This is a genomic window from Paenarthrobacter nitroguajacolicus (assembly GCF_031455195.1).
Taxonomy (GTDB): Bacteria; Actinomycetota; Actinomycetes; order Actinomycetales; family Micrococcaceae; genus Arthrobacter; species Arthrobacter nitroguajacolicus_D.
Map to the genome: position 1 here is coordinate 262,645 of NZ_JAVDSH010000003.1, position 21,206 is coordinate 283,850.

The window sequence follows — 21,206 nt, forward strand, 5'->3', positions numbered from 1 at the left end:
ACTAAAGCACCTCCGGGGCCAGCGAAACGATCTTCATGAACTTCTTGTCGCGAAGTTCACGACCAACCGGGCCGAAGATACGGGTACCGCGGGGGTCACCGTCGTTCTTCAGGATCACAGCTGCGTTTTCGTCAAACTTGATGTAGGAACCATCCGCACGGCGGCGTTCCTTCTTGGTACGGACGATGACCGCCTTAACGACGTCGCCCTTCTTTACGTTGCCGCCAGGGATAGCGTCCTTGACGGTTGCGACGATAACGTCGCCAATGCCTGCGTAGCGACGGCCAGATCCACCGAGAACGCGAATGGTAAGGATTTCCTTAGCACCCGTGTTGTCGGCGACCTTCAGTCGCGACTCCTGCTGAATCAATTTCTACTCCTTGCGTCGCGCCGGTTCTCAGACCGAAATCATGCATACGGAATGAGCCTTGCGGAACGGTTGATCGGGGTGTCTCTTGACCTGCCTGGATTTTGCCAGAACAGGCCTAAACGCCCGTGCCACAAGCATCAGCTTCCCTTGCAGAAAACTCTGCGCGGGGCAGTATGCAGCGGCACGATTGTTTACGAGGTAGTGGACGACGCACAAGTGGCGCCATACAAACTCAATATCCTAGCACGATTAGAGCTTGAATCCGAACCGAGGGTGAACGCGGGAAGGCCCGCATTCCCAAGGGAATACGGGCCTTCCGCTGAATCCTGCCAGGCGATGCCCGACGTCGGATTTACTTTGCCTTTTCGAGGATCTCCACCAGGCGCCACCGCTTGGTAGCGGAGAGCGGGCGGGTCTCAGAGATGAGAACGAGGTCGCCGATGCCGGCGGTGTTCTCTTCGTCGTGAGCCTTGACCTTCGAGGTGCGGCGAATAACCTTGCCGTACAGAGCGTGCTTCACGCGGTCTTCAACCTGAACAACGATGGTCTTTTCCATCTTGTCAGAGACAACGTAGCCGCGACGCGTCTTACGGTAACCGCGCTGTTCAGCGCTGGCTGCTGCTTCCGTCACAGTTTCCTTCTCGCTCACTTGGCGTCCTCTCCAGCTTCAACCTCGGCCTTTTCAGCCTTGGCAGCCTTCTTGGACTTCTTTTCTTCCTTGGCTTCCACAACCGGTGCGGCAACCTCGGCACGAATGCCCAGCTCGCGCTCACGGAGAACGGTGTAGATGCGTGCGATGTCCTTCTTTACCGCGCGCAGGCGACCGTGGTTCTCCAGCTGTCCGGTGGCGGACTGGAAACGCAGGTTGAACAGCTCCTCCTTGGACTTGCGGAGTTCTTCAACGAGACGCTCGTTGTCGAAACCGTCCAGCTGTGCGGGTGCGAGATCCTTCGACCCTACTGCCATTTCTATTCACCACCTTCGCGACGCACAATGCGTGCCTTCAACGGCAGCTTGTGGATTGCCAGGCGCAGGGCCTCGCGAGCTACCTCTTCATTGACACCGGAGAGTTCGAAGAGAACCCGGCCCGGCTTGACGTTTGCGACCCACCATTCCGGAGAACCCTTACCGGAACCCATGCGGGTTTCAGCAGGCTTCTTCGTCAGCGGACGGTCCGGGTAGATGTTGATCCAGACCTTACCGCCACGCTTGATGTGGCGGGTCATCGCGATACGGGCGGACTCGATCTGACGGTTGGTTACGTATGCCGGGCTGAGAGCCTGGATACCGTACTCACCGAAGCTGACCTTGGTGCCACCCGTAGCAGCGCCGGAACGACCCGGGTGGTGCTGCTTACGGTGCTTGACTCGACGTGGGATAAGCATTTAAGCCTGTCCTCCTTCTGCTGCGGGTGCAGCAGCTTCAGCGGCCGGTGCTTCAACGGCAGCAGGTGCTGCCTCAGCTGCCGGACGGTCGTTACGACGACGGCGGTCGCCACCCGGGCGGCCCGGACGGTCTCCTGCACGGCCACGGGACGGAGCAGCAGCTGCCTGCTGAGCCAGTTCCTTGGCAGTGACGTCACCCTTGTAGATCCAAACCTTTACGCCGATACGGCCGAAGGTGGTCTTGGCTTCGTAGAAGCCGTAGTCGATGTTCGCGCGGAGGGTGTGCAGGGGCACACGGCCTTCGCGGTAGAACTCCGAGCGGGACATTTCTGCGCCACCCAGACGGCCCGAGCAAGCAACACGGATGCCCTTGGCACCTGCGCGCTGCGCGGACTGCATTGCCTTCTTCATCGCACGGCGGAAAGCCACGCGGGAAGTCAGCTGCTCAGCGATGCCCTGGGCAACAAGCTGTGCTTCCATCTCGGGGTTCTTGACCTCGAGGATGTTCAGCTGAACCTGCTTGCCGGTGAGCTTTTCGAGCTCGCCGCGGATGCGGTCTGCTTCGGCGCCGCGGCGACCAATGACGATGCCCGGGCGTGCCGTGTGGATATCCACGCGGACACGGTCACGGGTGCGCTCGATCTCGACCTTGGCGATGCCGGCGCGCTCCATGCCGGTGGACATGAGCTGACGGATCTTGATGTCCTCGCGGACGAAGTCCTTGTAGCGCTGTCCGGGCTTGGTGCTGTCAGCGAACCAGTGCGAAACGTGGTCGGTGGTGATGCCGAGTCGGAACCCGTGCGGGTTTACTTTCTGTCCCACTTAGCGAGCCTCCTCTTTCTCGGGGGTTGCCACGACCAACGTGATGTGGCTGGTCCGCTTCCTGATGCGGTAGGCGCGGCCTTGGGCACGCGGCTGGAACCGCTTCATGGTCGGGCCTTCATCAACGAATGCTTCGCTGATGAACAGGTCGCTGTCGTCGAATGCAACGCCGTCACGGTCCGCGAGGACGCGTGCGTTGGCCATTGCCGACTGAAGTACCTTGAATACCGGCTCCGAAGCTGCCTGGGGGGCAAACTTCAGAATTGCCAGAGCCTCATTCGCTTGCTTACCACGAACAAGGTTGACGACGCGCCGGGCCTTCATAGGCGTTACGCGGATGTGACGCGCAATAGCCTTGGCTTCCATTGCTTTCCTTCTCTCGTCTAAGACGTAAAGTCAGGCGCCTTAGCGGCGCTTGCCCTTACGGTCGTCCTTAACATGGCCGCGGAATGTCCGCGTGGGAGCGAATTCGCCGAGCTTGTGCCCGACCATCGACTCAGTGACAAACACCGGGATGTGCTTGCGTCCGTCGTGTACGGCGATCGTGTGCCCGAGCATGTCGGGGATGATCATCGAACGGCGGGACCAGGTCTTGATGACGTTCTTGGTGCCCTTATCGTTTTCCCGTGCGACCTTCACAAAGAGGTGCTGGTCAACGAAAGGACCTTTTTTCAGGCTGCGTGGCATGTGTCCAGGCTCCTATCGCTTGTTCTTGCCAGTACGGCGGCGACGAACAATAAGCTTGTCGCTCTCTTTGTTCGGACGGCGGGTACGGCCCTCGGGCTTGCCGTTCGGGTTGACCGGGTGACGTCCACCGGAAGTCTTACCTTCACCACCACCGTGCGGGTGGTCAACCGGGTTCATGGCTACACCACGGACAGTCGGGCGAACGCCCTTCCAGCGCATACGGCCGGCCTTACCCCAGTTGATGTTCGACTGCTCGGCGTTGCCGACCTCGCCGACGGTTGCGCGGCAGCGCACGTCAACGTTGCGGATTTCGCCGGAGGGCAGACGCAGCTGGGCGAAACGGCCTTCCTTTGCAACGAGCTGTACCGAAGCACCTGCGGAACGAGCCATCTTGGCGCCGCCACCCGGACGCAGTTCAACTGCGTGGATTACGGTACCAACCGGGATGTTGCGCAGCGGCAGGTTGTTGCCCGGCTTGATGTCAGCGTCGGGACCAGCCTCGACGAAGTCACCCTGGGACAGCTTGTTCGGAGCGATGATGTAACGCTTGGTGCCATCAACGTAGTGCAGGAGTGCGATGCGAGCCGTACGGTTCGGGTCGTACTCGATTTCGGCAACGCGGGCGTTGATGCCGTCCTTGTCGTGACGACGGAAGTCGATCAGACGGTACTGGCGCTTGTGCCCACCACCCTTGTGGCGGGTGGTGATCTTACCGGAGTTGTTACGGCCGCCAGTCTTGTGCAGCGGACGCAGCAACGACTTTTCCGGAGTCGATCGCGTGATTTCAGCGAAGTCGGCTACGCTCGAGCCACGACGGCCCGGGGTAGTCGGCTTGTATTTACGGATTCCCATAATTTATTTCCTCGTTAAAGTGGTCTCCGCTACGCGAGCGGACCGCCGAAGATGTCGATTGTGCCTTCTTTGAGGGTGACAATTGCACGCTTGGTGCTCTTGCGCTGTCCCCAGCCGAATTTGGTGCGCTTGCGCTTACCGGCACGGTTGATGGTGTTGATCGAGTCAACCTTGACCGAGAAGATCTTCTCGACGGCCAGCTTGATCTCGGTCTTGTTCGAGCGAGGGTCCACCAGGAAGGTGTACTTGCCTTCGTCGATCAGACCGTAGCTCTTTTCCGATACGACGGGTGCAAGCACGACGTCGCGCGGGTCCTTGATGGTGGTTACGCTCACTTGGAGGCCTCCTCGTTCTTTGCCTTGTCAGCGATGAACGCCTCGAAAGCAGCCTTGGTGAAGACCACGTCGTCGGAGACAAGCACGTCGTAGGTGTTCAGCTGGTCTGCGTACAGAACGTGAACATCCTGGAGGTTGCGCACGGACAGTGCAGCAACATCGTTGGCGCGCTCGATTACGACGAGCAGGTTCTTGCGCTCAGTGACGGAGCGCAGCGAAGCCAGTGCGTCCTTGGCGGACGGCTTGGTGCCGGCTACCAGTTCAGCGATGACGTGGATGCGGCCGTTGCGGGCGCGGTCAGACAGGGCGCCGCGGAGTGCAGCAGCCTTCATCTTCTTGGGGGTGCGCTGGCTGTAGTCACGAGGGGTCGGACCGTGGACAACGCCACCGCCGGTCATGTGAGGAGCACGGATGGAACCCTGACGGGCGCGGCCGGTACCCTTCTGCTTGAACGGCTTGCGACCTGCACCGGAAACCTCGGCACGGGTCTTCGTCTTGTGGGTACCCTGGCGTGCGGCAGCGAGCTGTGCGACGACGACCTGGTGCAGCAGCGGCACGTTGGTCTGAACGTCGAAGATCTCTGCAGGCAGGTCTACCTTGACAGTGCTAGTCATTTAACTAGGCTCCCTTCACGGCGGTGCGTACGAGTACGACCTGGCCGCGGGCACCGGGGACGGCACCCTTGATAAGGAGCAGCGACTTCTCAGCGTCAACAGCGTGAACCGTGAGGTTCAGCGTGGTGTGACGCTCGGCGCCCATGCGGCCGGCCATTTTCAGGCCCTTGAAGACGCGGCTCGGGGTGGATGCGCCACCGATGGAGCCAGGCTTACGGTGGTTCTTGTGGGCACCGTGGGAAGCGCCAACGCCGTGGAAGCCGTGACGCTTCATAACACCGGCGAAGCCCTTACCCTTTGAGGTGCCGACGACGTCGATCTTCTGGCCGGCTTCGAAGATCTCAACAGAGAGCTCCTGGCCCAGCTCGTAGGATGCGGCGTCTGCGGTACGCAGTTCGACGACGTGGCGACGAGGGGTGACGCCAGCCTTTTCGAAGTGGCCAGCCAGCGGCTTGGTGACCTTGCGGGGATCGATCTGGCCGTAGCCGATCTGGACGGCGACGTAGCCATCTACCTCTGCGTTGCGCAGCTGGGTGATGACGTTGGAGTCAGCCTGGACGACAGTTACCGGGATGAGCTTGTTGTTCTCGTCCCAGACCTGGGTCATGCCGAGCTTCGTGCCCAACAGGCCCTTTACGTTACGGGTTGCGGTCATAGTCTCTCAGCACCTCCCTAGAGCTTGATTTCGATGTTCACGTCGGCAGGCAGGTCGAGACGCATAAGCGAGTCAACGGCCTTCGGCGTGGGGTCGATGATGTCGATCAGACGCTTGTGAGTACGCATTTCGAAGTGCTCACGGCTGTCCTTGTACTTGTGAGGAGAGCGAATTACGCAGTAAACGTTCTTCTCCGTGGGCAGCGGCACCGGGCCGACTACCGTTGCGCCTGCGCGCGTGACCGTCTCAACGATCTTCCGCGCTGAAACATCAATGACCTCGTGGTCATATGACTTCAGCCGGATGCGGATTTTTTGTCCCGCCATGTCGCCTGACTCTCTTTCAGCTAGTGCTGCTCTAGTTAGGGCTGCTCTGTTTACTTACCTGTTGATGTGGCCGCCGAGGCGTTTGAGGATCTACCACCACACGCCGCACAAGCTGAATCCGGATATTCCGGGTTCCTCAACCTGCCGGCGCACCGACCCCCGCGGTCGGGCGTGTCGCGATTTCCACGCAGACTCGACCGCATTCCATGGGGTTCAGGGTTATGTTTGGGCTTCGACCTGGACCCTGACACCCGGCATTATCCGGATCGGGACACGAAGAAGCGCTTGAACAACTCATCCAGTATGGCGGAAAGTTGGGGCAAAGGCCAATCGGCCCCGTGAAGGCCATTGCCCGCCCGCCCCAGGCTGAGGAAGATTGGGACATGACCGTCCAGGATCAAGGTTCGGTGGAGGATCTCGCGGCCCGCCTCCGCCCGGGTTTCGTGCTTGGCGTCGCAGCCGCCGCCTTCCAGATCGAGGGCTCACTGACCGCGGACGGCCGGGGACCGTCTGGTTGGGATGCCTTCGCGGAGAAGCCAGGAGCAATCGTCGACGGCGACTCCCCCACCATAGCCTGCGACCATTACAACCGCGCGGATGAGGACATCGCCCTGATGCAGGAACTGGGCGTGGATTCGTATCGGTTCTCACTCTCGTGGCCGCGCATCCAGCCCGGCGGCAAAGGCGCCGTAAACCCGCGGGGACTGGACTTTTACGATCGCCTGATCGACAAGCTGCTGGCCGCCGGGATCTCCCCCATGGCCACGTTGTTTCATTGGGACACCCCGCTTGAACTTGAGCACGCCGGTGGGTGGATGAACCGGGAAACGGCCGAACGCTTCGCCGTCTACTGCGCCGCCGTGGCGGAACGTTTTGGCGACCGGGTGGAGTACTGGGTCACCATGAACGAGCCTGTTTCCGTGACTCTGCAGGGATACGCGCTGGGGGTCCATTCCCCCGGCCGCCAGTTGTTGTTCGATTCACTGCCTGCCGCACATCATCAGTTGCTGGGACACGGGCTCGCAGTTCAGGCCCTTCGGGGTGCCGGCGTTAAAGGTCAGATCGGAGTGTCCAACATGCACTCCCCCGTGCAGCCGGCCAGCAGCAGCCTTGGCGACCGCCTGATGGCGCAGGCCCTGGACCTGATCCTCAACCGAATTTATGCCGATGCGATACTGCTTGGCCAATACCCCAAACCACCACTGCCGATGAAACCGTGGTTCCGATCCTTGGGCACAATCCACGACGGCGACCTGGAGCTCATCAGCCAACCGTTGGATTTTTATGGGCTCAACTACTACTACCCGATCAAGGTAGCCATCGGTCCGGGTCCGGCCGAGATCCCTACGGGAACCTCAACCGAGATGGCGAAGGTTCCTTTCCATCTGGCGGCGTACCAGGAGTACGAGACCACAGGTTTTGGCTGGCCAGTGGCCCCGGAACGTCTGGCTTTGCTCCTGCGTGAAATGAAGGACCGGTACGGCGATGCGCTGCCTCCCCTGTTCATCACTGAGGGCGGAGCGAGCTTCCCCGAACCTCCCCAAGTGGACGGCCCCATCGAGGACGCGAACCGCATCTCCTACCTCGCGGACCATCTGGGGCATGCCCTGACGGCAACAGGACCAGGCGGAATCGCAGAGGACGTAGACCTTCGCGGCTACTACGTGTGGACATTGCTGGACAACTTTGAGTGGGCGGCCGGCTACTCCCAGCGCTTCGGACTGGTGCACGTGGATTTCGACACCTTGGAAAGGACACCCAAGGACTCGTTCTATTGGTACCGTGCGCTGGGCCGTGCCCGGGCCCGCGGGTTATAGCCCAGATCGGTTAAATAGCTTCATTCGGGCGCTATTGGTTGTTCTTGTTGGCGCGCCTAATGCGCTTGGCACGATCGATTTCGGTGCGGAAGTTCTTGCGTCCCCACACGACCCCGCCACCAATTGCTGCAATGACTGCGAGAACTATCAGGAATTCCATGCACGGCTCCTCTCCGTAGACTGCAACATTATCGGATCCCGTCCTTGGCCTGCGACGGGACGTCATCCGGATTGCTGTCCGGGCGCTCCGCTGCCGCACCAGCATGGGGTCGCTTGTTCAGCCGCCAGACCGCCAGCACAATCAGCCCCAGCGCAACGAGGGCCAACATGGCGAAGGCGTAAGAACGCAGCGCCCACATGATGCTGAGCGCAACCCCGGCTGCACCCCACCACACAATGATCCTTTCGGCCAGCAGCAGGCCAGCCGCAAGAACAACCACATGTGCCACGAGCACATAGAGTTGCTGCGCCGGAGTGCCGCCGAAGATCGTTCCCAGGGATGTCAGCGACAGGGCACCTGCTGCCACGCAGAGCCGGAGCAGTCCATCGCTCCGTTGCCCCCTGAGGTAGCGCAGTCCTGCTAGAACAGCCAACGCAATGACGTACCACTGGATCGCCCAGAACCAGTCGGGCCGGGAATTGTCCACAAACAGCAGCGCGCGCTGGAAAGCAGCCAACGAGAGCACCCCCGCGAGCTCAGCGGCCACCCATTTGCTGTAGGGAATCTCGACAACCGCCAGCAGGCCCGCTGCGATGATGAGGGCCGCTCCAACCAGGGCGGTCCCGTCCCGTAGCAGGCCCACCGCAGCGGAGGAAACCAAACCGACGACGGCGGTACCCGCCAACGCGTTACGCCGCCAAAGTACGCCACCAATATCCCGGCCCCCGAGCGCCTTCGCGGAGTACAGGAGTACAGACGCGCCCACCCCGCCCAGAAGCCACGGCATGAATGCGGCCCAGACACCCAAGGGCAGTCCATCCAGCAAACCATCGACGGCGGCTATGGAGCCCATGAGCACGGCCGGCGCCGCTACAGCGTAGAGGGCGGGGACCTTCTCGATGTGGGAGGCTGCGAAGAGCGCCAATGCCAGGACCAGCATCGACAGCCCGGTGAGGGTCAGCGAGACGCCGGTCGAGAACAGGCCGCCGACGACGACGAAGCCCAATGCGGAGGACAGCCAGAACCATCGATCGCTGCCCTGCGCACGGGTATCGGCGCCGGAGCCTCGGGACCTGACGATGCACCGCGCCACAGTGCTCGCAGTGGACAGCGCAAGAAGCACCATGGGTACCTGGTACTTATCCAGGAGCGGCTGGTGCAACCACGTGGCGGTGGGAAAGTTGGCGGCCGGGCCAGCGAGGACCACGCCGAGGCCAGCGGCAGCAATGACGAAGTACTCTGAGCCATGCACCTTGAGGTAACGCCGGGCAATCGGGGCGCAAGCCAGGACCAGCGCCAACTCGACGAGCACCACCCACCGGCCGCCGCCGTCGAAATTCCGCATCAGCAGGTAGCCCACCGGGAGGGCGAGCTGAACGCCCAAGGTGGCCCATACTGTTACCTGCTGGAAGGCGACATCGGTACCCCGGCTCCGCACGGCCAACCCAGCTACGTGCTGGACCACAAGGGCCAGCGCGATCACCAAGGACACGGTCGTGGCAGAGTCCGTGATATCAGCCGCGAGAACGCCCACGAACGCGGTCGCAAGGACACGGACACCCAACAGGTATCCCCCACGGACACGACGCTCACGGACAACAGACACCATGTATCCGCTGTAAGCCGCGAAGATTCCCAACAGGATTTCGACATCACGGATACTCTGCATCCGAAGTGCCAGGAGCAGCACCAGGGAAACCGGGGCGAAGATCCAGGCGGCGGAATGGCGGCGAAGCACCATTCCGCAGGCAACAGCGGCCAGGGCTGTGGCCGTCGTGGTAAAGCCTGGCTGCCACCCATGCTTTAGAAGGAGTCCCACGCTGCCTGCGAGTGTCAGGAGCGAGGTGGCGGCAGCCATGACCGTCAGGACGACCCCTGCATCAACCATGGAAGCTTGCGGGTACCGTCGGCGCATGCCCGGCAGCAGCGGGAGGACAAGCTGAAGTGCGCACATGGCGACGACGACGACCGCGACCGACGGAACCTCCCCCGCTACCTGCAAGCCTCCGCTGTCGCGAGTGGCATCGTAGATTGCTGATGCGGCCAGTAAGGTAGCCGATGCCCGACCCAGCCACCAGTAGCACTGACGATGCAAGGACGGGACGAGCCTCAGAGCAGTCAAGCAGATATATCCGATCCCGACCAGGAGGACCACGTTGCCCAGGGCGAGGGAAACCGACACCGCGCCCACCACCCCAGATACGAGGACCGCAGTCGGGGCAAGGAACTCCCACAAAGCGGGTCGCCACGGGCCGTCACCTTCAGCGTCCCGGCGGAAGAGCAAGTATCCAGAGGCGACGCCTGCCAGCAGGACCAAATAGACAGCCGTAACCACGGCAGGCCTGCCTGCAACGTGATCGACTACCGGCAGGATCAGTAGCCCAGCCATCCCGGAACCGCCGAACGCTGCGATCGAGGCCCACGGTGCCAGGAGCCGGACTCCCCCTCCCATCAGGAGTGCGTTGGCTACTTGCTGGAGGACGGCGGCACCGATGAAAGCCAGCACAGAGGCAGCAACCCGGTTGGCGCTCTCTTCAAAGATGCCGGCCGCCACTGCTGGCGCACTCAGCGTCAGGGCGATACGTCCAGCAAGAACCAAGTGCTGACGAAGCGCACCCGGCTGGATGGCCCCCCGGAGGAACCAGTACAGCCCGGCAGATAGCAGGAGCCCTGAGAGGGGCCACGCGCCGAGCACCCCCATGAACGGAAGAGCCACAGCCAGGACTACCCCCGGCGCGAACTCCACACGGCCGCCTGCCTTCCACCCCACCACCATGGCTGTCAGCATCGTGACAAACAGCGGCAGGTAAGGGGGAAGATCGAACTGACCGATCCCCAGGACCACTGTCAGGGCCGCCGCCGTCACCAGTTGCAAGCCCAGGCACGACACGGCGTCGTTCCACCAGTACCGCGGGGCAACCCTCTCCCCCGCGAACGCGACTCCCAGCGACTGCACGCCGAGGCAAACGATGGCGGCGAACATCACCAGGCTTACGTCCGCGGACAGATCCCACACAACTCCCAGCAGCGCCAATGTGAAGGCGAGCCGGGCAGCATAGACGTGCTGGAGCCGGAAAAGTCCGCCAGGGACAAAGGCCATAACCGTGAAGTAGGTGCCACAAACCGCCATAACCAGTGCATACTCGCCACGGGACAGAAGAGCCGGAGTCAACGTCACAGCTATGGCAACCGCAGGGACGACAAAAGGATGCAGCATCATCAGCGGACGGATATAGAGAGGCGGTATCCAACGCGGACGCAACAACGCACCCAGGGTCAGCAGTACGGCCACGCCGATCATCGCGATGAAGTACCACACCAGGGCACCTCCGAGGATGGAAACCCCTGACCATGCCGTGGAGACCACAAAGCTGAGGGAAAGAAATGCGAGGACCTTGTTGTCCAGCCGAACGGCGGTATAAGAGTAGATCGCGATCCCCAACAACGACGTCACCAACCAAGCGGCAGGACCATCGTGAAGGGCGAAGTTGTACATGGCCAGGCCCGTCACCGGGATAAGTGCCAGACCCGTTCCGACGAAAGCTACAGCGGCCGGACGGAGCCGGGGAACCTTGGCGTGGATGATGAGTCCGGCGATGTAGAACAAAGCCGTAATGAACCAGATGCCCATAAAGCGGAAAAGTTCAGGCAGGCTCGTACCCACAAACAAGGCGCCCGCAGCTACCAGCAAAAGACTCGCGACGTAGAGCGTGATGTTGATGTTTTGCTGGTCCCGCTTCTCCTTGCGGGCTGCGGCAGCTTCCGGCGTCTCCCGAGGGACAGGGGGCTGTTGGACGCTGGCCACCATGGGCTGCCGGGGCGCTGGCGGGTGGGGCGCTGCCTGCCGGGGAGCAGGCTGGTAGGGCGCCTGCTGCGGGGGCGTGGGCGGAACCACGGAATACGGGCGTGTGACGGAAGTCGGCGGCTGCAGAGGCATCGTCGCCGCTGGGGTGGCATTCGGAAACGAAGCTCCAATGTGGAGGTCCGGTACCTGCCTGGTCGTCTCTGCCACAGGGTCCCGCCGGGCTTCGGCGTCGCGCCAGCCCGCCACGTGCCCGGCCAGGTAGCCCGCCCGGTAGGCGTTCGATCCGCCTGCCGGGTCCGGTCCGGCGGAGATATTGCTGGTTGGATAGGGCGGCCGGCTCTTGCTCCCCTTCCTAAGTCCCAGGGCATAAGCAATCGCCCCGGTGATGACCAGGAGCAGCAAAACGAGCAGTCCATTCATGGAAGGTCCTTAGATCTGTCGGCCTCAAACCTGCCGCGTTTATCCAGTCGATAGAGAAACTATAGCAAAGAAGAGCCCCACCGCCGAAGCGGTGGGGCTCTTCTTGTGCGTAACTACCGGCTGGGCCGGAACGTCACTGATCTACAAGTAGGAACTACTTGATGATGCTGGTGACACGTCCCGAACCAACGGTGCGGCCGCCTTCGCGGATAGCGAAGCCGAGGCCCTCTTCCATAGCGATCGGCTGGATGAGCGCAACGGTCATCTCAGTGTTGTCGCCAGGCATAACCATTTCCGTGCCTTCCGGCAGGGTGATAACGCCGGTCACGTCCGTGGTGCGGAAGTAGAACTGCGGGCGGTAGTTGGAGTAGAACGGGTTGTGACGTCCGCCTTCGTCCTTGGACAGGATGTAGACGTTAGCCTCGAAGTCGGTGTGCGGGGTGATGGAACCCGGCTTGACGACAACCTGGCCACGCTCGACATCGTCGCGCTTGAGACCGCGGAGCAGGAGGCCACAGTTCTCGCCGGCCCATGCTTCGTCGAGCTGCTTGTGGAACATCTCGATACCGGTAACCGTGGTCTTCTGGACCGGGCGGATGCCGACGATCTCGACCTCGGAGTTGATGGCGAGGGTTCCACGCTCGGCGCGGCCCGTTACAACGGTGCCACGACCGGTGATCGTGAAGACGTCTTCGATCGGCATCAGGAACGGCTTGTCGCGGTCACGTACGGGGTCCGGAACGGACTCGTCGACAGCTGCCATCAGGTCCTGGACGGACTTGACCCAAACCGGGTCGCCTTCCAGAGCCTTGAGACCGGAAACGCGAACAACCGGAGCCTCATCGCCATCGAAGCCCTGCGAGCTCAGGAGCTCACGAACTTCCATTTCGACGAGGTCGAGGAGTTCTTCGTCATCAACCATGTCGGACTTGTTCAGTGCGACCAGCAGGTAGGGAACACCAACCTGGCGGGCGAGCAGAACGTGCTCACGGGTCTGAGCCATCGGACCATCGGTTGCGGCAACCACGAGGATTGCGCCGTCCATCTGGGCAGCACCGGTGATCATGTTCTTGATGTAGTCAGCGTGACCGGGGGCGTCTACGTGTGCGTAGTGGCGCTTCTCGGTCTGGTACTCCACATGGGAGATGTTGATGGTAATACCGCGCTGGCGCTCTTCCGGAGCGGAGTCGATCGACGCGAAGTCGCGCTGCTCGTTGAGATCCGGGTACTGGTCGTACAGCACCTTGGAAATGGCGGCAGTCAGCGTCGTCTTACCGTGGTCAACGTGACCAATGGTGCCGATGTTGACGTGCGGCTTAGTCCGCTCGAACTTTGCCTTTGCCACAGGTTCCTCCTAGAACGATTTCAAGTGAAGTGCTCCTCGGCCGCGCTTTTCGCGGCAGAAACTTTAGCAAGTCTACTTGGGGGCTTGGTTTTGGTGAAATTGCAGATTCAGGAACCAATCTTAGTTCCTAGAGCCTGTTTGCGCAGGGGCCGGGCTGCAGCTTCCGCCGCAGCCCCGCCTCAGACGCTTAGATGCCTTCCCGGGACCGGAATTGCATCCGTTACCGGGAGATTACTCGCCGCGGGTTTTCTGGATGATCTCGTCGGCTACTGCCTTCGGGACCTCCGCGTAGCTGTTGAACGTCATGGAGTACACAGCACGACCCTGGGTCTTGGACCGGAGGTCGCCGATGTAGCCGAACATGCCGGACAGCGGAACGTGTGCACGGATAACCTTCACACCTGCTGCGTCCTCCATGGACTGCATCTGGCCACGGCGGGCGTTCAGGTCACCAATAACATCACCCATGTATTCCTCAGGTGTGCGGACCTCAACATCCATCAGCGGTTCGAGCAGAACAGGGTTCGCCTTGCGTGCAGCTTCCTTGAAAGCCATACGTCCGGCGATCTTGAACGCCATTTCCGAGGAGTCAACATCGTGGGACGCGCCGTCAATCAGCGTGGCCTTGATGCCAACAACCGGGTAACCGGCCAGGACGCCGTCGTTCAGTGCATCCTGGATACCGGCGTCAACCGACGGGATGTACTCGCGCGGAACGCGGCCACCAGTGACCTTGTTCTCGAACGCGTACAGCTCGCCTGAAGCGGTGTCCATGGGCTCGATCGCGATCTGGATCTTAGCGAACTGACCCGAACCACCGGTCTGCTTCTTGTGCGTGTAGTCAAGGCGCTCGACGGCGCGCTTGATGGTTTCGCGGTAAGCAACCTGCGGCTTGCCAACGTTTGCCTCGACCTTGAACTCGCGGCGCATGCGGTCCACCAGGATATCCAGGTGGAGTTCGCCCATGCCGGCGATGATGGTCTGGCCCGTGTCTTCGTTGAGGGAGACCTGGAAGGTCGGGTCCTCAGCGGAGAGCTTCTGGATGGCCGTGGAGAGCTTCTCCTGGTCACCCTTGGTGTTGGGCTCGATGGCAACCGAGATCACGGGCTCCGGGAAGCTCATGGACTCGAGGACGATCTGGTTGTTGGCATCGCACAGGGTGTCGCCCGTGGTGGTGTCCTTCAGACCGATGGCTGCGTAGATGTGGCCGGCAGTAGCGCCCTCGACAGGCATTTCCTTGTTGGCGTGCATCTGGAACAGCTTGCCGATACGTTCCTTCTTGCCCTTGGTGGAGTTAACCACCTGGGCGCCGGCCTCAACGTGACCGGAGTACACGCGGACGAAGGTCAGCTGGCCGAAGAACGGGTGCGCAGCAATCTTGAAGGCGAGGGCCGAGAACGGCTCGTCTGCAGACGGCTTGCGGGTCAGTTCCTTCTCTTCGTCGCGGGGATCGTGACCGATCATCGGCGGGACGTCGAGCGGGTTCGGCAGGTAGTCGACAACAGCATCCAGCATCGGCTGAACGCCGCGGTTCTTGAAGGCAGAACCACAGAAGACCGGGTAGAGCTCAGAGTTGATGGTCATCTTGCGGATGCCGGCTTTGAGTTCCTCAAGGGTGAGTTCTTCACCTTCGAGGTACTTCTCCATGAGCTCTTCGGAAGCCTCGGCCACAGTCTCAACGAGCTGTGCACGGTACTCTTCGGCCTTGGCCTGGAGGTCCGCCGGGATTTCCTGCACTTCGTAGGAAGCACCCATGGTGACGTCACCCTTAGCGTCGCCAGGCCAAACCAGGGCGCGCATTTCGAGGAGATCAACCACACCGATGAAGTCGTTCTCGGCGCCGATGGGCAGCTGCATAACCAGCGGCTTGGCACCAAGGCGGGAGATGATGGTGTCTACGGTGAAGTAGAAGTCTGCGCCCAGCTTGTCCATCTTGTTGACGAAGCAGATACGCGGAACGTTGTACTTGTCAGCCTGGCGCCAAACAGTCTCGGACTGCGGCTCCACGCCTTCCTTGCCGTCGAACACTGCAACTGCACCGTCGAGGACACGCAGGGAGCGCTCAACCTCGACCGTGAAGTCCACGTGGCCCGGGGTGTCGATGATGTTGATCTGGTTCTGGTTCCAGAAGCAAGTCACGGCGGCAGACGTGATGGTGATGCCGCGTTCCTTTTCCTGTTCCATCCAGTCAGTCGTCGAGGCGCCATCGTGCGTCTCGCCGATCTTGTGGTTCACACCCGTGTAGAACAGGATGCGCTCGGTAGTGGTGGTCTTGCCGGCATCGATGTGGGCCATGATGCCGATATTGCGGACCTTGTTAAGGTCGGTAAGCACGTCCTGTGCCACGGGGTCTCCCTTTCGGATGGACTACACGTCCGCCGCCGGCTCGGTGGAGCCGGCGGCGTTCGGGAAGTTTTACCAGCGGTAGTGTGCGAAGGCCTTGTTCGACTCGGCCATCTTGTGGGTGTCTTCGCGACGCTTGACAGCGGCACCGAGACCGTTGGAGGCATCCAGGATTTCGTTCTGGAGGCGCTCGGTCATGGTCTTCTCCCGGCGGGCCTTGGAGTAGCCCACGAGCCAACGCAGAGCGAGGGCGGTGGAGCGGCCCGGCTTGACCTCAACCGGAACCTGGTAGGTGGCGCCACCAACACGGCGTGAACGCACCTCGAGGGAAGGCTTGACGTTGTCCATGGCCTTCTTGAGGGCGGCAACGGGGTCGCCGCCGGACTTGGCACGTGCACCTTCGAGTGCGCCGTAAACGATGCGCTCTGCGGTGGACTTCTTGCCGTCAACCAGAACCTTGTTGATCAGCTGCGTGACCAACGGGGAGCCGTAAACGGGATCGGAAACTAGCGGCCGCTTCGGGGCCGGACCCTTGCGAGGCATATTACTTCTTCTCCATCTTTGCGCCGTAACGGCTGCGGGCCTGCTTGCGGTTCTTGACACCCTGGGTGTCGAGTGCGCCGCGGACGATCTTGTAGCGGACACCCGGAAGGTCCTTCACACGACCACCACGGACGAGCACGATGGAGTGCTCCTGGAGGTTGTGGCCAACACCGGGGATGTAGGCGGTAACTTCAACGCCACCGTTGAGGCGCACACGTGCCACCTTACGAAGAGCCGAGTTCGGCTTCTTGGGGGTGGTGGTGTAAACGCGGGTGCAAACACCGCGGCGCATCGGGCTGCCCTTCAGCGCGGGAGCCTTGGTCTTGGAGACCTTCGGCGTGCGGCCCTTGCGGACCAGCTGGTTAATCGTAGGCACTTTCGTGTTCTCCGTTGTTTGATCTCTGCCCCCACACATCGGCGCCAGCCGGTGTAAACGTGGGAACTTTGGCGTTGCTCGTGCAGCCGGCCGAAACTCCGGTAGGCGTGCAAAAGTGCGGCATTCGTTGCGCATGTTGCCCGCAACCCGGAAACAGGCTCCACCCAGCACCATGAGAACAAAACCAAAATGATGCTGCGGCGGCCTTCATCCACTGCCACACAGAACAATTACCAAAAGTCTAGCACGGCTTGATCTCGCACCTTAATCGGGTGTATGGAGGACGACGGCGGAAGCGGGCTGCCGCCGTCGTCCTCCACGCCCCCGGGTCACCCCGGCGGAAGGCGCGTTAAACGGGTCAGGCCCCGCACTCGAAAGTGCGGGACCCGACCGTCAAAGCGCTAACAACCGTGTTTAGCGGAAGTCGTTGCCGAGATCGTAGTCATCCAACGGGATGGCGTGGAACTCGGGAGCGCCGTCGCCACCCAGGGCGTCATAGGAGAAGTCGGTGAAAGCGCTGGGGCCCGTGAACAGGCTTGCCTTTGCTTCTTCCGTCGGCTCCACAGTGACCTCTGTGTAGCGGGGCAGGCCCGTACCAGCCGGGATGAGCTTACCGATGATGACGTTTTCCTTGAGGCCGAGCAGAGGATCGCTCTTGCCTTCCATGGCCGCCTGCGTCAGGACGCGGGTGGTTTCCTGGAAGGAAGCAGCCGACAGCCAGGACTCGGTAGCCAAGGAGGCCTTGGTGATACCCATGAGTTCCGGACGACCGGAAGCCGGTGCCTTGCCCTCGGACACGACGCGGCGGTTCTCGTCCTCGAAGCGGGCGCGCTCTGCAAGCTCACCGGGGAGCAGGTCGGAGTCGCCGGATTCGATGACGGTCACGCGGCGCAGCATCTGGCGGACGATAACCTCGACGTGCTTGTCGTGGATACCAATACCCTGGCTGCGGTAAACGCCCTGTACTTCGTCCACAAGGAACTTCTGTGCAGCACGCGGACCCATGATGCGCAGAACCTGCTTCGGGTCCACAGGACCGTTGATCAGCTTCTGGCCGACGCTGACGTGCTCGCCATCCTCGATGAGGAGACGTGAACGGCGCAGCACCGGGTAGGCAATCTCTTCGGAACCATCGTCCGGAGTGATGACCAGGCGCATCTGGCGCTCGGACTCTTCGATGGTGATGCGGCCGGCTGCTTCAGCAATCGGTGCGACACCCTTCGGAGTACGGGCTTCGAAGAGCTCCTGGATACGGGGCAGACCCTGGGTGATGTCGTCGCCACCACCGGCGGAAACAGCACCACCGGTGTGGAACGTACGCATGGTCAGCTGGGTACCCGGCTCACCGATGGACTGTGCGGCGATGATGCCCACGGCCTCGCCGATGTCCACGGTCTTGCCCGTAGCCAACGAACGGCCGTAGCAAAGTGCACAGGTACCGACCTTGGACTCACAGGTGAGTACGGAGCGGACCTTGACCTCGGTGATGCCTGCAGCAAGCAGCTGGTCAATGACAACGTCACCACAGTCGGTGCCGCCGGCAGCCAGGACATTGCCCTGGGCATCGACGACGTCGACAGCCAACGTACGTGCGTAGGCGCTGTTCTCGACGTTCTCGTCCATGACGAGCTCACCGTTGGCGTCCGGCACGGCGATCGGAGTGACCAGGCCGCGCTCGGTACCGCAGTCCTCTTCGCGGACAATGACGTCCTGCGAAACGTCCACCAGACGACGGGTCAAGTAACCCGAGTTGGCGGTACGGAGAGCGGTATCGGCCAGACCCTTACGGGCACCGTGCGTGGCGATGAAGTATTCCAGCACCGACAGGCCCTCGCGGTAGGAGGACTTGATCGGACGCGGGATGATCTCACCCTTAGGGTTGGCCACAAGACCACGGATACCCGCGATCTGGCGGACCTGCATCCAGTTACCACGTGCACCGGAGGACACCATGCGGTTGATGGTGTTCATCGGGGACAGGCTGTCGCGCATCGCCTGGGCGATCTCGTTGGTTGCCTTGTTCCAGATCTCAATCAGTTCCTGGCGACGCTCGTCGTCGTCGATCAGGCCCTTGTCGTACTGGCCCTGGATCTTGGCAGCCATGGCCTCGTAACCGGCCAGGATGGCAGGCTTGGAAGTCGGTACCTCGATGTCGGAGATGGCAACCGTGACACCCGAACGGGTGGCCCAGTAGAAACCGGCGTCCTTCAGGTTATCCAGCGTTGCCGCCGTAACAACCTTCGGGTAGCGCTCAGCGAGGTCGTTGACGATTCGGGACAGTTCGCCCTTGTCGGCAACAGCCTCAACCCACGGGTAATCCTCAGGCAGGGTCTGGTTGAAGATGACCTGGCCCAGGGAGGTTTCAACGAGAGCCGGCTGACCGGGCTCCCAACCTTCCGGAGCTTCCCAACCGGCGTACGGCACGAAGTCGTCAAGGCGGATCTTGACCTGGGAGTTCAGGTGCAGGTCACGGGCGTCGTACGCCATGATCGCTTCAGAAACCGAGGAGAAGATGCGGCCCTCACCGGCAGAACCGACGCGCTTGGTGGTCAGGTGGTACAGGCCGATGATCATATCCTGCGAAGGCAGGGTCACCGGACGACCGTCGGAAGGCTTCAGGATGTTGTTCGAGGACAGCATCAGGATGCGGGCTTCAGCCTGGGCTTCGGGGCTCAGCGGCAGGTGGACTGCCATCTGGTCGCCGTCGAAGTCAGCGTTGAACGCGCCACAAACCAGCGGGTGAAGCTGGATGGCCTTGCCTTCAACAAGCTGCGGTTCGAACGCCTGGATACCGAGGCGGTGCAGGGTAGGTGCACGGTTGAGCAGCACCGGGTGTTCGGTGATGATTTCTTCGAGCACGTCCCAGACCTGCGGACGGTAACGCTCCACCATGCGCTTCGCGGACTTGATGTTCTGGGCGTGGTTGAGGTCAACCAGGCGCTTCATCACGAACGGCTTGAAGAGCTCCAGGGCCATCTGCTTGGGCAGACCACACTGGTGCAGCTTCAGCTGCGGGCCGACGACGATGACCGAACGGCCGGAGTAGTCAACGCGCTTGCCGAGGAGGTTCTGGCGGAAACGGCCCTGCTTGCCCTTGAGCATGTCGCTCAGGGACTTCAGCGGACGGTTGCCCGGACCCGTTACCGGACGGCCGCGACGACCGTTGTCGAAGAGGCTGTCAACAGCTTCCTGAAGCATGCGCTTCTCGTTGTTGACGATGATCTCCGGAGCACCGAGGTCAAGCAGGCGCTTGAGTCGGTTGTTGCGGTTGATCACACGACGGTAGAGGTCGTTGAGGTCGGAGGTCGCAAAGCGGCCACCGTCCAACTGGACCATCGGGCGCAGTTCCGGCGGGATCACCGGGACGGCGTCGAGAACCATGCCGAGCGGGCTGTTGTTGGTGGTCAGGAACGCGTTGACAACCTTCAGGCGCTTCAGGGCACGCGTCTTGCGCTGGCCCTTGCCGTTCTGGATGGTGTCGCGCAGTGACTCAGCCTCAGCCTGCATGTCGAAGGTCTCAAGGCGCTTCTTGATTGCCTCGGCACCCATGGAGCCTTCGAAGTACAGGCCGTAACGGTCGCGCAGTTCGCGGTAAAGGCCTTCATCACCTTCGAGGTCGGCGACCTTAAGGTTCTTGAAGCGGTCCCAGACCTGCTCGAGGCGCTCGATGTCGGCGTCGGCACGCTTGCGGACGTTCGCCATCTGGCGGTCAGCAGAGTCGCGGGCCTTCTTCTTGTCGGCAGCCTTGGCGCCTTCGCCTTCAAGACGGGCAAGCTCGTCCTCAAGGTCGCGGGCGATCGTGGCGATGTCGCTGTCGCGGTTGTCCACCATCTGCTTCTTCTCGAGGTCATGCTCAACCTGGAGGTTCGGCAGTTCGGCGTGACGGCTTTCCGTGTCAACGCTCGTGATCATGTAGGCAGCGAAGTAGATGACCTTCTCAAGGTCCTTCGGTGCCAGGTCCAAAAGGTAGCCCAAGCGCGAGGGAACGCCCTTGAAGTACCAGATGTGGGTTACCGGCGCAGCCAGTTCGATGTGGCCCATGCGCTCACGGCGCACCTTGGCGCGGGTGACTTCAACGCCACAACGCTCGCAGATGATGCCCTTGAAGCGGACGCGCTTGTACTTACCGCAGTAGCATTCCCAGTCGCGGGACGGTCCGAAGATCTTCTCGCAGAAGAGTCCGTCCTTCTCAGGCTTGAGGGTGCGGTAGTTGATGGTTTCCGGCTTCTTGACCTCACCGTAAGACCATCCGCGGATGTCTTCCGCGGTGGCGAGGCCGATCTGCATGAGGCCGAAGGAGGATTCGCTGGACATATGGTCCCTGTTCTCTCTTGTTCTCTAAATTCTGAAG

The 21,206-nt window shown here is 61.6% G+C and carries 20 protein-coding genes; 1 reads left to right on the forward strand and 19 read right to left on the reverse strand.

The features are described 5' to 3' along the window. Position 1 precedes the first annotated feature (1 nt). The 12 genes from rplN to rpsJ all read right to left on the reverse strand — a co-directional run bounded on the left by rplN (position 2) and on the right by rpsJ (position 6,046). Positions 2 to 370: a 50S ribosomal protein L14 gene (gene rplN / locus J2Y68_RS08625; protein ID WP_003803789.1), complete on the reverse strand. Its 369-nt coding sequence runs from the start codon at positions 368 to 370 to the stop codon at positions 2 to 4. A gap of 352 nt (positions 371 to 722) precedes the next feature. After that, on the reverse strand, positions 723 to 1,019 hold the full coding sequence (rpsQ, locus tag J2Y68_RS08630; protein WP_142938371.1) for a 30S ribosomal protein S17: 297 nt from the start codon (positions 1,017 to 1,019) through the stop codon (positions 723 to 725). Beyond that, on the reverse strand, positions 1,016 to 1,336 hold the full coding sequence (rpmC, locus tag J2Y68_RS08635) for a 50S ribosomal protein L29 (RefSeq protein WP_014922387.1): 321 nt from the start codon (positions 1,334 to 1,336) through the stop codon (positions 1,016 to 1,018). Before rpmC ends, rpsQ begins: the two co-directional genes overlap by 4 nt. A gap of 2 nt (positions 1,337 to 1,338) precedes the next feature. Further along, entirely contained in the window at positions 1,339 to 1,755 is a 417-nt protein-coding gene (gene rplP / locus J2Y68_RS08640; RefSeq protein WP_003803795.1) for a 50S ribosomal protein L16, read from the reverse strand. Further along, on the reverse strand, positions 1,756 to 2,577 hold the full coding sequence (gene rpsC / locus J2Y68_RS08645; RefSeq protein ID WP_011775589.1) for a 30S ribosomal protein S3: 822 nt from the start codon (positions 2,575 to 2,577) through the stop codon (positions 1,756 to 1,758). Beyond that, positions 2,578 to 2,943, reverse strand: a complete 366-nt coding sequence (gene rplV, locus J2Y68_RS08650; RefSeq protein WP_018776683.1) for a 50S ribosomal protein L22 — start codon at positions 2,941 to 2,943, stop codon at positions 2,578 to 2,580. It abuts the gene before it with no gap. Positions 2,944 to 2,982: 39 nt separating this feature from the next. Next, the gene (rpsS, locus tag J2Y68_RS08655) at positions 2,983 to 3,264 is read right to left on the reverse strand and encodes a 30S ribosomal protein S19 (RefSeq protein WP_011775591.1); all 282 of its coding nucleotides are present in this window, start codon (positions 3,262 to 3,264) and stop codon (positions 2,983 to 2,985) included. A gap of 12 nt (positions 3,265 to 3,276) precedes the next feature. Further along, positions 3,277 to 4,116, reverse strand: a complete 840-nt coding sequence (rplB, locus tag J2Y68_RS08660) for a 50S ribosomal protein L2 (RefSeq protein WP_011775592.1) — start codon at positions 4,114 to 4,116, stop codon at positions 3,277 to 3,279. A 29-nt stretch (positions 4,117 to 4,145) separates the two neighbouring features. Then, positions 4,146 to 4,451 (reverse strand): 50S ribosomal protein L23, encoded by a 306-nt coding sequence (rplW, locus tag J2Y68_RS08665; RefSeq protein WP_011775593.1) that lies wholly within the window; start codon positions 4,449 to 4,451, stop codon positions 4,146 to 4,148. Beyond that, positions 4,448 to 5,065, reverse strand: coding sequence for a 50S ribosomal protein L4 (gene rplD / locus J2Y68_RS08670; protein ID WP_211712128.1), 618 nt, complete (start codon positions 5,063 to 5,065; stop codon positions 4,448 to 4,450). Before rplD ends, rplW begins: the two co-directional genes overlap by 4 nt. 4 nt (positions 5,066 to 5,069) lie before the next feature. After that, a complete protein-coding gene (rplC, locus tag J2Y68_RS08675) occupies positions 5,070 to 5,720 on the reverse strand; it encodes a 50S ribosomal protein L3 (protein WP_211712127.1) in 651 nt (216 codons plus the stop codon). A gap of 17 nt (positions 5,721 to 5,737) precedes the next feature. Then, positions 5,738 to 6,046: a 30S ribosomal protein S10 gene (gene rpsJ / locus J2Y68_RS08680; protein ID WP_003803825.1), complete on the reverse strand. Its 309-nt coding sequence runs from the start codon at positions 6,044 to 6,046 to the stop codon at positions 5,738 to 5,740. 383 nt (positions 6,047 to 6,429) lie between these two features. Here rpsJ and J2Y68_RS08685 point away from each other — a divergent pair, with 383 nt between their 5' ends. After that, on the forward strand, positions 6,430 to 7,863 hold the full coding sequence (locus J2Y68_RS08685; protein WP_309992210.1) for a GH1 family beta-glucosidase: 1,434 nt from the start codon (positions 6,430 to 6,432) through the stop codon (positions 7,861 to 7,863). Between the two features lie 31 nt (positions 7,864 to 7,894). Here J2Y68_RS08685 and J2Y68_RS08690 read toward each other — a convergent pair whose 3' ends face one another. From J2Y68_RS08690 to J2Y68_RS08720, 7 genes are all read right to left on the reverse strand, one after another. Then, entirely contained in the window at positions 7,895 to 8,023 is a 129-nt protein-coding gene (locus J2Y68_RS08690; RefSeq protein WP_283091469.1) for a hypothetical protein, read from the reverse strand. Between the two features lie 28 nt (positions 8,024 to 8,051). Further along, positions 8,052 to 12,248 (reverse strand): hypothetical protein, encoded by a 4,197-nt coding sequence (locus J2Y68_RS08695; RefSeq protein WP_309992213.1) that lies wholly within the window; start codon positions 12,246 to 12,248, stop codon positions 8,052 to 8,054. A 154-nt stretch (positions 12,249 to 12,402) separates the two neighbouring features. Further along, positions 12,403 to 13,593 (reverse strand): elongation factor Tu, encoded by a 1,191-nt coding sequence (gene tuf / locus J2Y68_RS08700; protein WP_167263535.1) that lies wholly within the window; start codon positions 13,591 to 13,593, stop codon positions 12,403 to 12,405. A gap of 231 nt (positions 13,594 to 13,824) precedes the next feature. Beyond that, complete coding sequence (fusA, locus tag J2Y68_RS08705) at positions 13,825 to 15,939, reverse strand: elongation factor G (protein WP_309992218.1); 2,115 nt, start codon at positions 15,937 to 15,939, stop codon at positions 13,825 to 13,827. A gap of 69 nt (positions 15,940 to 16,008) precedes the next feature. Next, complete coding sequence (gene rpsG, locus J2Y68_RS08710) at positions 16,009 to 16,479, reverse strand: 30S ribosomal protein S7 (protein ID WP_003803829.1); 471 nt, start codon at positions 16,477 to 16,479, stop codon at positions 16,009 to 16,011. A 1-nt stretch (position 16,480) separates the two neighbouring features. Beyond that, positions 16,481 to 16,855, reverse strand: coding sequence for a 30S ribosomal protein S12 (gene rpsL / locus J2Y68_RS08715; RefSeq protein ID WP_009358312.1), 375 nt, complete (start codon positions 16,853 to 16,855; stop codon positions 16,481 to 16,483). Positions 16,856 to 17,269: 414 nt separating this feature from the next. Continuing rightward, a complete protein-coding gene (locus J2Y68_RS08720; protein WP_309992221.1) occupies positions 17,270 to 21,169 on the reverse strand; it encodes a DNA-directed RNA polymerase subunit beta' in 3,900 nt (1,299 codons plus the stop codon). Positions 21,170 to 21,206 lie beyond the last annotated feature (37 nt).

Bases quoted from the DNA above. Each gene is read 5' to 3' on its own strand.
- rpsS (WP_011775591.1), bottom strand. From the start codon at position 3,264: ATGCCACGCAGCCTGAAAAAAGGTCCTTTCGTTGACCAGCACCTCTTT.
- rpmC (WP_014922387.1), bottom strand. From the start codon at position 1,336: ATGGCAGTAGGGTCGAAGGATCTCGCACCCGCACAGCTGGACGGTTTC.
- J2Y68_RS08685 (WP_309992210.1), top strand. From the start codon at position 6,430: ATGACCGTCCAGGATCAAGGTTCGGTGGAGGATCTCGCGGCCCGCCTC.
- J2Y68_RS08720 (WP_309992221.1), bottom strand. From the start codon at position 21,169: ATGTCCAGCGAATCCTCCTTCGGCCTCATGCAGATCGGCCTCGCCACC.
- rpsG (WP_003803829.1), bottom strand. From the start codon at position 16,479: ATGCCTCGCAAGGGTCCGGCCCCGAAGCGGCCGCTAGTTTCCGATCCC.
- rplC (WP_211712127.1), bottom strand. From the start codon at position 5,720: ATGACCGCAACCCGTAACGTAAAGGGCCTGTTGGGCACGAAGCTCGGC.
- rpsJ (WP_003803825.1), bottom strand. From the start codon at position 6,046: ATGGCGGGACAAAAAATCCGCATCCGGCTGAAGTCATATGACCACGAG.
- J2Y68_RS08690 (WP_283091469.1), bottom strand. From the start codon at position 8,023: ATGGAATTCCTGATAGTTCTCGCAGTCATTGCAGCAATTGGTGGCGGG.
- rplP (WP_003803795.1), bottom strand. From the start codon at position 1,755: ATGCTTATCCCACGTCGAGTCAAGCACCGTAAGCAGCACCACCCGGGT.
- rplB (WP_011775592.1), bottom strand. From the start codon at position 4,116: ATGGGAATCCGTAAATACAAGCCGACTACCCCGGGCCGTCGTGGCTCG.
- rplD (WP_211712128.1), bottom strand. From the start codon at position 5,065: ATGACTAGCACTGTCAAGGTAGACCTGCCTGCAGAGATCTTCGACGTT.
- rplV (WP_018776683.1), bottom strand. From the start codon at position 2,943: ATGGAAGCCAAGGCTATTGCGCGTCACATCCGCGTAACGCCTATGAAG.
- J2Y68_RS08695 (WP_309992213.1), bottom strand. From the start codon at position 12,248: ATGAATGGACTGCTCGTTTTGCTGCTCCTGGTCATCACCGGGGCGATT.